Source organism: Streptomyces sp. NBC_00984 (assembly GCF_045162475.1).
Taxonomy (GTDB): domain Bacteria; phylum Actinomycetota; class Actinomycetes; order Streptomycetales; family Streptomycetaceae; genus Streptomyces.
Genome location: NZ_CP108734.1, coordinates 1,584,902 through 1,598,364 on the forward strand (window position 1 = coordinate 1,584,902; position 13,463 = coordinate 1,598,364).

Consider the following 13,463-nt stretch of genomic DNA (forward strand, 5'->3'; position numbering starts at 1 on the left):
GGGACGAAGGGGAGAAAACGATCAAGGGAACAAGTGTTCTATTCTCTGTCCAGTGCTACCGAGGAGGCGTCCATGCGCTGGGACAATCTGGTCGAGAACCCCGCCACGACCGGGAACGGCGCGCTCTTCACCGCCGACGCGGTGACCACGCGCACCTTTGACACCCCCGAGTTCCGGGGGATCACCTTCCACGAGATCCGGGCCCGCTCGATCGTGAACCGGGTACCGGGCGCATCGCGGATGCCGTTCGAATGGACGGTCAATCCGTACCGGGGCTGTTCGCACGCCTGTGTCTACTGTTTCGCGCGCAAGACCCACAGCTATCTGGATCTCGACACCGGCCTCGGCTTCGACTCCCAGATCGTCGTCAAGACCAACGCCCCGGAGCTGCTGCGCGCCCAGCTCGCGTCCAGCCGCTGGCACGGCGCGCACATCGCGATGGGCACCAATGTCGACTGCTACCAGCGCGCCGAGGGCCGGTACCGGTTGATGCCCGGCATCATCTCGGCCCTGCGCGATCACGCGAACCCGTTCTCGATCCTGACCAAGGGAACGCTGATCCTGCGCGATCTGGAACTGCTGCGGCAGGCGGCCGAGGTCACCGACGTCGGCATCTCCGTCTCGGTCGGCTTCGTCGACGACGCGCTGTGGCGCACCGTCGAGCCCGGCACCCCGTCCCCCGCGCGCCGCCTCGACGCCGTCCGCACCCTGAGCGAGAACGGCATCGACTGCGGCGTACTGATGGCCCCCGTCATCCCGTTCCTCGGCGACCATCCGGACCAGCTGCGCGCCACGGTCCGCGCCATCGCCGCCGCCGGGGCGACCTCGGTGACCCCGCTCGTCCTCCATCTGCGGCCCGGCGCCCGGGAGTGGTACATGCAGTGGCTCGGGAACCACCACCCCCATCTGGTGCGGCGCTACGAGCGGCTGTACGCCGAGGGGGCCTACGCACCCAAGTGGTACCAGCGCCGCATCACCCGGTACGTCCACGAGCTGGCGACCGAATTCGGCATCGGGCCCTCGCACCGCGGCGCGGCCCGACGGCTCCCGGCACGGAAGGAACAGCACTCGCCGCTCGACGGCCCCGGGCCCACGCAGCTGACCCTGCTCTGATCTGCCGGAACCACCGCGGGGACCCGACGGACCAGCGCGGGCAAACGGGTCAACTCTTGATATAACAGGTCCTTCCTGGCGCGAATGCGGGGAGCATGCGGCGGGGGCTGCGCCACGCGCAGCCGTGTTTCCCCCACCACGGGAGGCCATATGACGAAACGTTCAGGAATTCTGTTCGCCGTCGGTGCGACGGTCGCCGGTCTGGTGACCGCCGCGCCGTCCCCGGCAACCGCCGACAACGGCGCGCGGCCCACCGCCGCGAAACTCCGATGGACCGACTGCGGCACCAAGTCGTATCCGCGGCTGCAGTGCTCATCGGTCAGCACCCCGCTCGATCATGACGATCCGTCGGGTCGGCGGATCACCCTCGCGCTGTCCCGCATCCCGCACACCGCGAAGACCTTCCAGGGCCCCCTGCTCGTCAACCCGGGCGGCCCCGGCGGCAGCGGCCTGACGATGGCCGGATTCGTGGCGTCCTCGCTGCCGGGGGCGATCGCCGCCCAGTACGACGTGATCGGCTTCGACCCGCGTGGCGTCGGCAGGAGCAGGCCGGCGCTGAACTGCGTACCGAAGTACTTCGATCCGCTGCGCCCCGACTCGGTGCCCGACTCGCCGGGCGTCGAGCAGGCCAACCGGAACCGGGCCCGTTCGTTCGCCGAGGCGTGCGGGCGCAAGTACCCGGACCTGCTGCCCCACATGGACACGGTGAGCGTCGCGAAGGACCTCGATGTGATCCGGCGGGCCACCGGCTCCCGGCAGCTCAACTACTTCGGGTACTCGTACGGCACCTACCTCGGCGCGGTGTACGCCAAGCTGTTCCCGGAGCGGGTGCGACGTCTGGTCCTCGACTCGAACGTCGACCCGGACGGCGTCTGGTACGACGACAACATCGGCCAGGACTACGCCTTCGACGCCCGCCACAAGGCGTTCGCCGCCTGGGTGGCGAAGCACGACGCCACATACCGGCTCGGCACCGACCCGGCGAAGGTCGAGAGCGCCTGGTACGCGATGCGTGCGGCCGTCAAGACGCACCCCGCGGGCGGGAAGGTCGGCCCGAGCGAGCTGGAGGACACCTTCCTGCCGGGCGGCTACTACGACGGGTACTGGCCGTATCTGGCCGAGGCGTTCGCCGCGTACGCCAACGACGGCGACCAGAACGCGCTCTTGAAGGCGTACAAGAAGTTCGGCGCCGTCGACGCCGAGGGCGACAACGGGTACTCGGTCTACTCGGCCGTACAGTGCCGCGACGCCCAGTGGCCCCGGCAGTGGAACACCTGGCGCGGCGACAGCCGGCGGGTGCACGCCAAGGCACCCTTCTTCGCCTGGAACAACAACTGGTACAACGCCCCGTGCGCCGACTGGCCGGTGGAACCGCTGAATCCGGTGCGCGTCTCCAACAGAGCGCTCCCGCCGGTGCTGCTCTTCCAGGCCACCGACGACGCGGCCACACCGTACGAGGGCGGCGTCACGCTGCACCGCAGGCTGCGCGGCTCCAGCCTGGTCGTCGAGCAGGGCGGCGGCAATCACGGCATCACGCTGGGCGGCAACGACTGCCTGGACACCTACTTGGCGGACTATCTCGCCAAGGGCACCGTCCCGCGCGGCGAGGGAAACCGGGGTGACGCGGACGCGGTGTGCGCCAAGTCGCCCGACCCACGGCCGCTGACCGGCGAGGCGGCTGCGAAGACGGCGCGGCGGACGGATTCCGGCAGCAGGGGCAGCACCCTGCACGGGCTGCTCGGCTTCCGCGGCTGACGGCGGCCCGCGGCCCGACTCGCATACGGGCCATCCTGACGGATGCCAGGATGGCCCGTATGACGACAGGGACCACACCCACCGAGATACATGTCCGGGACATGACCGTCGACGACTGCGAGGCGGTCACTCGGCTCCGGGTGCGCGGCTGGCAGGCGGCCTACGCGGGACTGGTGCCTCAGTCCTACCTGGAGGGCATGGACCGCACCGTCGCCGAGGACGCGGAGCGGCGCCGCGCGTCCCTGGCCCGGGGCACCACGCTCGTGAACGTGGTGGCGGAACGGCCCGGCCTCGGTGTGATCGGCTGGGCCTGCTAGGGCCTGTCCGGCGGATCAGGGTCGGGCAGGGCGCGGCGTCTGGTGCGGTGCATCGCAAGGCGCCGGAGCGTCCTGATAGCGGAGCTATCCGGGCGTTTCGGCAACGCCGCGAGGTGCCGTGCCAGACGCCGCGCCCCCGGCCATGATCCGCCGGACAGGCCCTGAGGCCCGTACCGGGAGAACGGCGGGCCGCCGGCGCGGGGCGAGCTGTACGCGCTCTACGTGGCGCCCGAGCAGATCGGGACCGGGGCGGGCCGCGCCCTGATGGCGGAGACACTCACCCGCGCCGCGGCCGACGGCTTCCCGGACCTGGCGCTGTGGGTCCTGAAGGAGAACGCCCCGGCCCGCCGCTTCTACGAGCGCGCGGGCTTCCGTCCCGACGGCGCCGAGGAGTCCTTCGAGGCGGACGGCGCGCTCGTGCCCGAGGTGCGGTACGTACGCGCCCTCGGCGGCCCCGCCGCCTCCTGAGGCCCGGCGCTTCCTCAGGGCGCGCCCAGCCGGCCGAGCGCGTCGCGGGCCGCGCCGCCCAGCCTGGGGTGCGGCAGAGCGGCCGCCAGCAGCGGGCGGGCCCGCTCGTCCCCCAGCTGCCCGAGCCCCTCCACACAGGCGAGCGCCACCCGCCAGTACGGGTCGTCCGGGGCGAGCAGCCGTTCCAGGGTGCTCATCAGCGCCGGTACGGACTCCGGGGCCCGCAGCGCGGTGAGCAGCCGCACCGGGTGCAGGGCGTACGCGGTGCGCAGGGTGTTGGTCGCCAGGGCGGCGGCGGCCCGGGGTGTGCGGGGGTCGCCGAGGCACACCAGGGCGTGGGCGGCGGAGACACACCGCTCCGGGTCGCGGTGGTTGAGCAGCAGGACCAGCGCCTCGAAGGCCCGCCGGTCTCCGCCGCAGCCGAGCCGGAAGGCGGCCATCTCGCGGGCCCAGAGCGGGCGTTCGCGTTCCACCAGGACACGGGCCAGCTCCTCCTCGTCCTCGGTGGCGAGCAGTCCGCGGTACACCGCCGACTCCCCCGCCGCGTCCGCCTCGTCAGCAAGCCGGTCCGCCAGCGACCGGAACTCCTCGTCCATGACCGTCAGCGTATCGGCGGGGACTCTGCGTATCGAGGGGCGGGGGAATGTGGCACGGCGCACAACGACCGGGGGCTGGCGCGCTCGTTACCGGGCAGTTAATCTCATGTGAGCGGGACACGATCCCCGTTTGCTCCGGTGGCCTGGTGACGCAGCCACCCGGAGTGCTTGTCGGTTCGGCAGTTTTGCGAGACGTGACTCCGGGACAGAGTCCGTCGCCCCTTCCGGGTCCTGGCGTGCTCATCGCGCCCCGGCCCCGAGTACCACGACACGCAATTCCCGCACGTGTCGCGCCGGTTCTCCCTCTCAGTGCGCGCCGCGCCTCCTCACAGTCGTCACTCATTCTCTGGAGTCCCGTGATGGACACCCCGCTCAGCACCATTGCCGTCGTCGGCCTCGGCACCATGGGCACCGGCATCGCCGAGGTCCTGGCCCGCGCCGGCCACGAGGTCATCGGCATCGACATCAGCGACGCGGCCGCCCGTCAGGCCGTCGCCGCCCTGGAAGCCTCGACCGCCCGCGCCGTGCGGCGCGAGCGGATCACCGAGGAGGAGCGGAGCGATGTCCTCGCCCGGTTCCGTACCTTCGCCGACCTCCGGGCCGCCGCGGAGGCGGAGCTGGTCATCGAGGTCGTGCCCGAGTCGTACGAGATCAAGCAGCAGCTCTTCCGGGAGCTCGACGCGATCGTCTCTCCCACCGCGATCCTGGCGACCGGCACCAACGCCCTTTCGGTGACCCGGCTGGCCGCCGAATCGCTGCGCCCCGAGCGCGTGCTCGGTCTGCACTTCTTCAACCCGGCACCGGCGATGAAGCTGGTCGAGGTGGTGTCCTCGGTGCTGACCGCGCCGCCGGCCGTCGAGGCGGTCACCGCGCTCGCCCGCAGCCTGGGCAAGGAGCCGGTCGCGGTCGGCGACCGGCCGGGCTTCGTCGCCGACGGGCTGCTGTTCGGGTACCTCAACCAGGCCGCCGCGATGTACGAGGCCAACTACGCCTCCCGGGAGGACATCGACGCGGCGATGAAGCTCGGCTGCGGCCTGCCGATGGGCCCGCTCGCCCTGCTCGACCTGATCGGGGTCGACACCGCCCGTACCGTCCTGGAGGCGATGTACTCCGAGTCGCACGACCGGCTGCACGCCCCGGCGCCCGTTCTCCGGCAGCTGAGCGAGGCAGGGCTGACCGGCCGCAAGTCGGGCCGCGGCTTCTACACGTACCAGGCGGCCGGCAGCCAGACCGTGGTGCCGGACGCGCTGACCCCTCGGGACGGCCAGGCGGCGGTGGCCGGGCGTACCGTGCGTTCGGTGGGTGTCGCGGGTTCCGGGACGATGGCCTCGGGGATCGCCGAGGTCTTCGCGAAGGCCGGGTACGACGTGGTGCTCGCCGCCCGCGGCCAGGAGAAGGCGGACACGGCGAAGGGCCGGATCGCCAAGTCGCTGGAGCGTTCCGTCACCAAGGGGCGGCTGACGGCCGAGGCGCGGGACGGGGCCCTGGCCCGGATCACCGCGGCCGGTTCGCTGGACGCCTTCGCCGATGTCGATCTCGCGGTGGAGGCCGTCGCCGAGGACCTGTCGGTCAAGCAGCAGTTGTTCGGGACCCTGGACAAGGTCTGCAAGCCGGGTGCCGTCCTCGCCACCACCACCTCGTCGCTGCCGGTCGTGGCGATCGCGCGGGCCACCTCGCGTCCGCAGGACGTGATCGGGATGCACTTCTTCAACCCGGCGCCGGCGATGAAGCTGGTCGAGGTGGTCCGTACGGTGCTCACCGCCGACGACGTCCACGCCACCGTCCGTGAGGTGTGTGCCGAGGTCCGCAAGCACCCGGTGGACTGCGGGGACCGGGCCGGTTTCATCGTCAACGCGCTGCTGTTCCCGTATCTCAACAACGCGATCAAGATGGTCGAGGAGCACTACGCGACCCTCGACGACATCGACGCCGCGATGAAGCTGGGCGGCGGCTACCCGATGGGCCCGTTCGAACTGCTCGACGTCGTCGGGCTCGATGTCTCCCTGGCCATCGAGAAGGTGCTGCACAGCGAGTTCCGCGACCCGGGTCTGGCTCCGGCTCCGCTGCTCGAACATCTGGTGGCCGCCGGCTGCCTCGGCCGCAAGACGGGGCGCGGCTTCCGCGAACATGCCCGGCGCTGAGAGGGTCCGCGACGCCGCGGAGCCCGCCGTCGGCCCCTCCGGGCCGGGGGCGGGGTGGGGAGGGCTGCTCGATCCTTCGGGCGGCCCGCCCCCACGGGCGCACTCGCCCGACCCGATGCAGTACGTTCACACCATGTCCCAGCCCGCCAGGTCCCCCCGTGTCTCCGCCGCGCCCGACGCCCCGGAAAGTGCCGCAGGCACGCGCGCCGCCGCCCAACGGCTCAAAATGCGCCGTGAACTGGCCGCCGCGGCGATGGAACTCTTCGCCACGAAGGGGTACGAGGCAACGACGGTCGACGAGATCGCGGGCGCCGCCGGAGTCGCCCGGCGGACCTTCTTCCGGCACTTCCGCTCCAAGGAAGAGGCGATCTTCCCGGACCACGACGACACCCTCGTCAGGGCCGAGGCCGTCCTCAATGCCGCACCGGCGCACGAGCACCCCCTCGACACCGTCTGCCGCGGCATCAAGGAAGTCATGAAGATGTACGCGGCGAAGCCCGCGGTCTCCGTGGCCCGTTACAAGCTGACCCGCGAGGTCCCCACCCTGCGCGAGGCGGAGATCGCCTCGGTGGCCCGCTACGAGCGGCTGTTCACCCGCTATCTGCTGGGCCATTTCGACGAGCGCGACCACCACGTCGGCAATGACGACCCGCTGCTGGCGGAGGTCGCGGCGTCCGCCGTGGTCACCGCGCACAACCATGTGCTGCGCCGCTGGCTGCGGGCGGGCGGCGAGGGTGACGTCGAGGCGCAGCTCGACCATGCCTTCGCGATCGTCCGCGACACCTTCGGGACCGGTATCGGGGCCGGCCGGACCGTCGGCGCCGAGCCCGCGAAGCAGCCGGCCGCCTCGGTGACGTCCCAGGGCGAGGTGCTGGTCGCCGTGGCGCGGACGGACGCGCCGCTCGACGAAGTGATGCGCACGATCCAGCAGGCGCTCCAGGACCGCTGACGGGGGCGTGCCGGCCGGCATGCCCCCGCCACCGCCGAAACCTGGTTGTCGCAGCCGCGCACCGGTGCTGTGGTGGGCGGATGAATCGTGATCACGAGGCACTGCTGGCCCTTTTCGACCGCGAGATGCGCGAGCACGCCCGCCCCGACGGCCCCGGCGTCCGGGTCGAGCGCACCGGTGACGTCGTACGGCAGGTCGGCACGGCCGACGACTGGAACGCCGTCGTCTGGTCGGACCCGGACCTGGATCCCGCACGTGCGGACGCGGTGATCGCGGCCCAGGTGGCGCACTACGCGGCGCTCGGGCACGGCGAGTTCGAGTGGAAGCTGTACGCGCACGACCGGCCGGCCGATCTGGCGCACAGGCTTCTGGCGGCCGGTTTCGAGGCGGAGGAGCCGGAGACCCTGCTGGTCGCCCCGGTCGCGGACCTCTCGACGGCGGTGGAACTCCCCGACGGCGTGCGACTGCGCACCGTGAGTGACGCGCAGGACGTGGAGCTGATGGCCCGCGCCCATGAGCGGGCGTTCGGCTCGGACTGGTCGCGGCTGCGGCATCAGGTGCTGGCCAGGCTGGCCGAGGACCCGGACGGCTTCGTCGGCGTCCTCGCCATGGTGGGCGACGAGCCGGTGAGCGCGGCCCGGATGGAGCTCTACCCGGGCACGGGCTTCGCGGGGCTCTGGGGCGGCGGAACGGTCGAGGCGTGGCGCGGGAAGGGCGTCTACCGGGCTCTGGTGGCCTTCCGCGCCCGGATCGCGGCGGAGCGCGGCTACCGCTACCTTCAGGTCGATGCCTCCGACATGAGCAGCCCGATCCTCCGGTGGCTCGGATTCGTGGCCCTGAGCACCACGACCCCCTATGTGTACCGGTCTCACTGATCGATCATTCGCCATCATCTACCCGGCATATCCCTGCGAAACACCCCCCTCACCGCTCATCGGTGCCTTGCGGGTGACAAGTGAGAGAAATTGTTGGCACCGAGTGCCTTGCCAGGTGTCACGGAGTGCCATACGTTGAAGTTGTCCGGGCGGCCGGCGTGCTGAGATCTCACGTACGCCGGCTGTCCCCGCAAGCGATTTGCCTGCGCGCCCGGACGCCTGCGTCACAGGCAACCCCTTCTGCTCCACAGAGCAAGCCGAAGCTTTGACAGCCGAACCGACGGCACCACCTCCACACCACACCGCTCCCCTCTTGCTCGCAGGGACTCTCAAGCGATCCCTCAGCGCCCCCATCCGCCGGAGGCACACCGTGAAGGAAATCCTGGACGCGATCCAATCGCAGGACAGCACAGCCGCGGACTTCGCGGCCCTGTCCATTCCTGAGTCGTACCGCGCGGTGACCGTGCACAAGGACGAGACCGAGATGTTCCACGGGCTCTCCACCCGCGACAAGGACCCCCGCAAGTCGCTGCACCTCGACGAGGTCCCGGTGCCCGAACTCGGGCCCGGCGAGGCCCTGGTCGCCGTCATGGCGAGCTCGGTCAACTACAACTCCGTGTGGACCTCGATCTTCGAGCCGATGTCCACCTTCGGCTTCCTGGAGCGCTACGGAAGGCTCAGCGAGCTCACCAGGCGCCACGACCTGCCGTACCACGTCATCGGTTCCGACCTGGCGGGCGTCGTCCTGCGGACCGGTCCCGGCGTCAATGCCTGGCACCCCGGCGACGAGGTCGTCGCCCACTGCCTCTCGGTCGAACTGGAGTCCTCGGACGGCCACAACGACACGATGCTCGACCCCGAGCAGCGCATCTGGGGCTTCGAGACCAACTTCGGCGGCCTGGCGGAGATCGCACTCGTCAAGTCCAACCAGCTGATGCCGAAGCCGCAGCACCTCAGCTGGGAGGAGGCCGCGGCTCCCGGCCTGGTCAACTCCACCGCGTACCGCCAGCTCGTCTCGCGCAACGGCGCCGGCATGAAGCAGGGCGACAACGTGCTGATCTGGGGCGCCAGCGGCGGACTCGGCTCGTACGCCACGCAGTTCGCGCTGGCCGGCGGCGCCAACCCGATCTGTGTCGTCTCCAGCGAGCAGAAGGCCGACATCTGCCGGAAGATGGGCGCCGAGGCGATCATCGACCGCAACGCCGAGGGCTACAAGTTCTGGAAGGACGAGCACAACCAGGACCCGCGCGAGTGGAAGCGGTTCGGCAAGCGCATCCGTGAACTCACCGGCGGCGAGGACGTGGACATCGTCTTCGAGCACCCGGGCCGAGAGACCTTCGGCGCCTCCGTCTACGTGACCCGCAAGGGCGGCACCATCGTCACCTGCGCCTCCACCTCCGGCTACAACCACGAGTACGACAACCGCTACCTGTGGATGTCGCTGAAGAGGATCGTGGGCTCGCACTTCGCCAACTACCGCGAGGCGTGGGAGGCCAACCGGCTGGTCGCCAAGGGCAGGATCCACCCCACGCTGTCGAAGGTCTACTCCCTGGAGGAGACCGGCCAGGCCGCGTACGACGTCCACCGCAACCTGCACCAGGGCAAGGTCGGTGTGCTGGCGCTGGCGCCGCGCGAGGGGCTGGGCGTGCGCAACGAGGCACTGCGCGAGCAGCACATCGACGCCATCAACCTGTTCCGTGACGCGTCAGCGGAGCGGGCCGACGAACACAACAAGGACGTCTGAGATGAGCGGGCGTCAGAAGGACCGCCCGTGGCTCATGCGGACCTACGCCGGCCACTCGACCGCCGAGGCGTCCAACGAGCTCTACCGGCGCAACCTCGCCAAGGGCCAGACCGGCCTGTCGGTCGCCTTCGACCTGCCGACGCAGACGGGTTACGACCCCGACCACATCCTCGCCCGCGGCGAGGTCGGCCGGGTCGGCGTTCCCGTCTCGCACCTCGGTGACATGCGCCGGCTGTTCCAGGACATCCCCCTGGAGCAGATGAACACCTCGATGACGATCAACGCCACCGCGATGTGGCTGCTGGCGCTCTACCAGGTGGTCGCCGAGGAACAGGGCGCCGATCCCACGAAGCTCCAGGGCACCACGCAGAACGACATCGTCAAGGAGTACCTCTCGCGCGGGACGCACGTCTTCCCGCCCGGCCCCTCGCTGCGGCTGACCACCGACATGATCGCGTACACGGTCAACCGCATCCCGAAGTGGAACCCGATCAACATCTGCAGCTACCACCTGCAGGAGGCGGGGGCCACTCCGGTCCAGGAGATCGCGTACGCCATGTCGACGGCCATCGCGGTCCTGGACGCCGTGCGCGATTCCGGTCAGGTGCCCGAGGAGCGGTTCGGCGATGTGGTCGCGCGGATCTCCTTCTTCGTGAACGCGGGCGTCCGGTTCATCGAGGAGATGTGCAAGATGCGCGCCTTCGGCCGCATCTGGGACCAGGTCACCCGCGAGCGGTACGGCATCACCGATGCCAAGCAGCGCCGCTTCCGCTACGGCGTCCAGGTCAACTCGCTCGGGCTGACCGAGGCGCAGCCGGAGAACAACGTCCAGCGCATCGTCCTGGAGATGCTGGCCGTCACCCTCTCCAAGGACGCCCGCGCCCGCGCCGTCCAGCTGCCGGCGTGGAACGAGGCGCTGGGACTCCCCCGGCCCTGGGACCAGCAGTGGTCGCTCCGTATCCAGCAGGTGCTCGCGCACGAGAGCGATCTGCTGGAGTACGAGGACATCTTCGCCGGGTCGCACGTCATCGAGGCCAAGGTGGACGAGCTGGTCGCCGAGTCGCTCGCCGAGATCGACCGGATCGAGCGGATGGGCGGCGCCATGGCAGCCGTGGAGTCCGGCTATCTGAAGTCCGAGCTGGTCTCCTCGCACGCCGCCCGCCGGGCCCGGATCGAGGGCGGCGAGGAACGGATCGTCGGCGTCAACATCTACGAGACGACGGAACCGAACCCGCTCACAGCGGACCTCGACGGGGCGATCATGACGGTCGACCCCGCCAATGAGGCCAGGGTCGTCGCCGCCCTGCACCACTGGCGCGACAACCGCGACGAGGCTCGCGCCACCGAAGCGCTGGCGGCGCTGAAGAAGGCCGCGGCGGGCACCGACAACATGATGGAAGCGACCGTGAAGTGCGCCCGCGCGGGTGTCACCACCGGCGAGTGGTCCTGGGCGCTGCGCGATGTCTTCGGCGAGTTCCGGGCCCCGACGGGCGTCTCGTCCGCGCCGGTCGCGGTGACCGCCGAGGCGGGCACCCCGCTCGCCCTGGTCCGCGAGAAGGTCGCCCGCACCGCGGCCGACCTGGGCGCCGGACGGCTGCGGCTGCTGGTCGGCAAGCCGGGCCTGGACGGACATTCCAACGGCGCCGAGCAGATCGCCGTACGGGCCCGTGACGCCGGTTTCGAGGTCGTCTACCAGGGGATCAGGCTGACCCCCGAACAGATCGTCTCGGCCGCGCTCGCCGAGGACGTGCACTGCGTCGGCCTGTCGATCCTGTCCGGCTCGCACGCCGAGCTCGTACCGGACGTGCTCACCCGGCTGCGCGAGGCGGGCGCCGCCGACATCCCGGTCATCGCGGGCGGGATCATTCCGCCCGCCGACGCGTCGGCCCTGATCGGGGCCGGTGTCGCCGCCGTATTCACCCCGAAGGATTTCGGTATCACGGAGATCATCGGCCGTATCGTCGACGAGATCCGGAAAGCGAACAAGCTCGACCCTCTGGAGGTCCCCGCATGACTGCCGTCAACCGCCTGCGTCCGCGCCGTTCCTGCCTGGCAGTGCCCGGCTCGAACCCGCGGTTCCTGGAGAAGGCCCAGGGCCTCCCCGCCGACCAGGTCTTCCTCGACCTGGAGGACGCCTGCGCGCCGCTCGCCAAGGAGGGCGCCCGGCACACCATCGTCGACGCGCTGAACAACGGTGACTGGACGGGCAAGACCCGGGTCGTGCGGGTCAACGACTGGACCACGCACTGGACGTACCGCGACGTCGTCACGGTCGTCGAGGGCGCCGGCCAGAACCTCGACTGCATCATGCTGCCCAAGGTCCAGGACGCCCAGCAGGTCGTCGCCCTCGACCTGCTGCTGACCCAGATCGAGAAGACGATGGGCTTCGAGGTCGGGAAGATCGGCATCGAGGCGCAGATCGAGAACGCCAAGGGCCTGGTGAACATCGACGACATCGCCGCCGCCTCGCCCCGCCTGGAGACACTGATCTTCGGCCCGGCCGACTTCATGGCGTCGATCAACATGAAGACCCTGGTCGTCGGTCAGCAGCCGCCCGGGTACGGCGCGGACGCGTACCACTACATCCTGATGCGCATTCTGATGGCGGCCCGTACGCACGACCTCCAGGCGATCGACGGTCCCTTCCTGCAGATCCGTGACGTGGACGCGTACCGCGAGGTCGCGGGCCGTGCTGCGGCGCTGGGCTTCGACGGCAAGTGGGTGCTGCACCCGGGCCAGGTGGACGCGGCCAACGAGGTGTTCTCGCCCTCGCAGGAGGACTACGACCACGCCGAGCTGATCCTCGACGCATACGAGTGGTGCACCTCCGAGGAGGGCGGCAAGAAGGGCTCGGCGATGCTCGGCGACGAGATGATCGACGAGGCGAGCCGCAAGATGGCCCTGGTCATCGCGGGCAAGGGCCGCGCGGCCGGTATGCAGCGCACCTCCAAGTTCGAAGCACCGGAGGCCTGATCATGCAGTTCGGGCGCACATACGAGGAGTTCGAGGTCGGTGCGGTCTACAAGCACTGGCCCGGGAAGACGGTCACCGAGTACGACGACCACCTCTTCTGTCTGCTGACCATGAATCATCACCCGTTGCACATGGACAGCAACTACGCGGAACGGACGACGGATTTCGGAAAGAATGTTGTCGTCGGCAACTACATCTACTCGCTGTTGCTCGGCATGTCCGTCCCGGACGTCTCCGGAAAGGCGATCGCCAATCTGGAGGTCGAGTCGCTGAAGCATGTCGCACCGACCTTCCACGGCGACACGATCTACGGCGAAACGACCGTTCTCGACAAGACTCCGTCAAAATCCAAGAGCGACCGCGGAATCGTCCACGTGGAGACCAAGGGCTACAAGCAGGACGGGACACTCGTCTGCGTGTTCCGCCGCAAGGTGATGGTCCCCACCGAGACGTACATCAAGGAGCGCGGCGGCGAGCAGCCCGGCCGCCCGGAGCTGAAGCAGCCTTCGCAGAAGAACGTGGAGAAGTAGCC

The 13,463-nt window shown here is 70.1% G+C and carries 12 protein-coding genes; 11 read left to right on the forward strand and 1 reads right to left on the reverse strand.

All coding sequences use genetic code 11. The annotated features are described in order from the left end of the window. Nucleotides 1–72 precede the first annotated feature (72 nt). The 4 genes from OG520_RS06755 to OG520_RS06770 all read left to right on the forward strand — a co-directional run bounded on the left by OG520_RS06755 (nt 73) and on the right by OG520_RS06770 (nt 3,653). Nucleotides 73–1,113: an Rv2578c family radical SAM protein gene (locus OG520_RS06755; RefSeq protein WP_399334795.1), complete on the forward strand. Its 1,041-nt coding sequence runs from the start codon at nt 73–75 to the stop codon at nt 1,111–1,113. 150 nt (nt 1,114–1,263) lie between these two features. Then, nucleotides 1,264–2,868, forward strand: coding sequence for an alpha/beta hydrolase (locus OG520_RS06760; RefSeq protein ID WP_406012547.1), 1,605 nt, complete (start codon nt 1,264–1,266; stop codon nt 2,866–2,868). A 59-nt stretch (nt 2,869–2,927) separates the two neighbouring features. Beyond that, the gene (locus OG520_RS06765; RefSeq protein ID WP_406012548.1) at nt 2,928–3,185 is read left to right on the forward strand and encodes a hypothetical protein; all 258 of its coding nucleotides are present in this window, start codon (nt 2,928–2,930) and stop codon (nt 3,183–3,185) included. Between the two features lie 222 nt (nt 3,186–3,407). Beyond that, nucleotides 3,408–3,653 carry a GNAT family N-acetyltransferase gene (locus OG520_RS06770; protein WP_406012549.1) on the forward strand — a complete coding sequence of 82 codons (246 nt, stop codon included), beginning with the start codon at nt 3,408–3,410 and terminating at the stop codon, nt 3,651–3,653. Nucleotides 3,654–3,667: 14 nt separating this feature from the next. Here the strand turns inward: OG520_RS06770 and OG520_RS06775 are convergent, their stop codons facing one another. Beyond that, entirely contained in the window at nt 3,668–4,249 is a 582-nt protein-coding gene (locus OG520_RS06775; RefSeq protein WP_406012550.1) for an adenylosuccinate lyase, read from the reverse strand. A 359-nt stretch (nt 4,250–4,608) separates the two neighbouring features. Between OG520_RS06775 and OG520_RS06780 the strand changes: the two genes are divergently transcribed. The 7 genes from OG520_RS06780 to OG520_RS06810 all read left to right on the forward strand — a co-directional run bounded on the left by OG520_RS06780 (nt 4,609) and on the right by OG520_RS06810 (nt 13,461). Beyond that, a complete protein-coding gene (locus tag OG520_RS06780) occupies nt 4,609–6,390 on the forward strand; it encodes a 3-hydroxyacyl-CoA dehydrogenase family protein (RefSeq protein ID WP_406012551.1) in 1,782 nt (593 codons plus the stop codon). Between the two features lie 133 nt (nt 6,391–6,523). After that, nucleotides 6,524–7,339, forward strand: coding sequence for a TetR family transcriptional regulator (locus tag OG520_RS06785; RefSeq protein ID WP_385339086.1), 816 nt, complete (start codon nt 6,524–6,526; stop codon nt 7,337–7,339). Nucleotides 7,340–7,419: 80 nt separating this feature from the next. Continuing rightward, nucleotides 7,420–8,214: a GNAT family N-acetyltransferase gene (locus OG520_RS06790; protein ID WP_406012552.1), complete on the forward strand. Its 795-nt coding sequence runs from the start codon at nt 7,420–7,422 to the stop codon at nt 8,212–8,214. A 370-nt stretch (nt 8,215–8,584) separates the two neighbouring features. Next, nucleotides 8,585–9,958 (forward strand): crotonyl-CoA carboxylase/reductase, encoded by a 1,374-nt coding sequence (gene ccrA / locus OG520_RS06795; protein WP_406012553.1) that lies wholly within the window; start codon nt 8,585–8,587, stop codon nt 9,956–9,958. Between the two features lies 1 nt (nt 9,959). Next, nucleotides 9,960–11,972, forward strand: coding sequence for a protein meaA (locus OG520_RS06800; RefSeq protein WP_406012554.1), 2,013 nt, complete (start codon nt 9,960–9,962; stop codon nt 11,970–11,972). Next, a complete protein-coding gene (locus OG520_RS06805; RefSeq protein ID WP_385338505.1) occupies nt 11,969–12,931 on the forward strand; it encodes an HpcH/HpaI aldolase/citrate lyase family protein in 963 nt (320 codons plus the stop codon). The genes OG520_RS06800 and OG520_RS06805 overlap by 4 nt, the downstream gene beginning before the upstream one ends. Before the next feature lie 2 nt (nt 12,932–12,933). Then, on the forward strand, nt 12,934–13,461 hold the full coding sequence (locus OG520_RS06810; protein ID WP_399334778.1) for a MaoC family dehydratase: 528 nt from the start codon (nt 12,934–12,936) through the stop codon (nt 13,459–13,461). Nucleotides 13,462–13,463 lie beyond the last annotated feature (2 nt).

Coding starts and splice junctions, on each gene's coding strand:
- OG520_RS06810 (WP_399334778.1), top strand. CDS start 12,934: ATGCAGTTCGGGCGCACATACGAGGAGTTCGAGGTCGGTGCGGTCTAC.
- OG520_RS06755 (WP_399334795.1), top strand. CDS start 73: ATGCGCTGGGACAATCTGGTCGAGAACCCCGCCACGACCGGGAACGGC.
- OG520_RS06805 (WP_385338505.1), top strand. CDS start 11,969: ATGACTGCCGTCAACCGCCTGCGTCCGCGCCGTTCCTGCCTGGCAGTG.
- OG520_RS06790 (WP_406012552.1), top strand. CDS start 7,420: ATGAATCGTGATCACGAGGCACTGCTGGCCCTTTTCGACCGCGAGATG.
- OG520_RS06775 (WP_406012550.1), bottom strand. CDS start 4,249: ATGGACGAGGAGTTCCGGTCGCTGGCGGACCGGCTTGCTGACGAGGCG.
- OG520_RS06785 (WP_385339086.1), top strand. CDS start 6,524: ATGTCCCAGCCCGCCAGGTCCCCCCGTGTCTCCGCCGCGCCCGACGCC.
- OG520_RS06760 (WP_406012547.1), top strand. CDS start 1,264: ATGACGAAACGTTCAGGAATTCTGTTCGCCGTCGGTGCGACGGTCGCC.
- OG520_RS06765 (WP_406012548.1), top strand. CDS start 2,928: ATGACGACAGGGACCACACCCACCGAGATACATGTCCGGGACATGACC.
- OG520_RS06800 (WP_406012554.1), top strand. CDS start 9,960: ATGAGCGGGCGTCAGAAGGACCGCCCGTGGCTCATGCGGACCTACGCC.
- OG520_RS06780 (WP_406012551.1), top strand. CDS start 4,609: ATGGACACCCCGCTCAGCACCATTGCCGTCGTCGGCCTCGGCACCATG.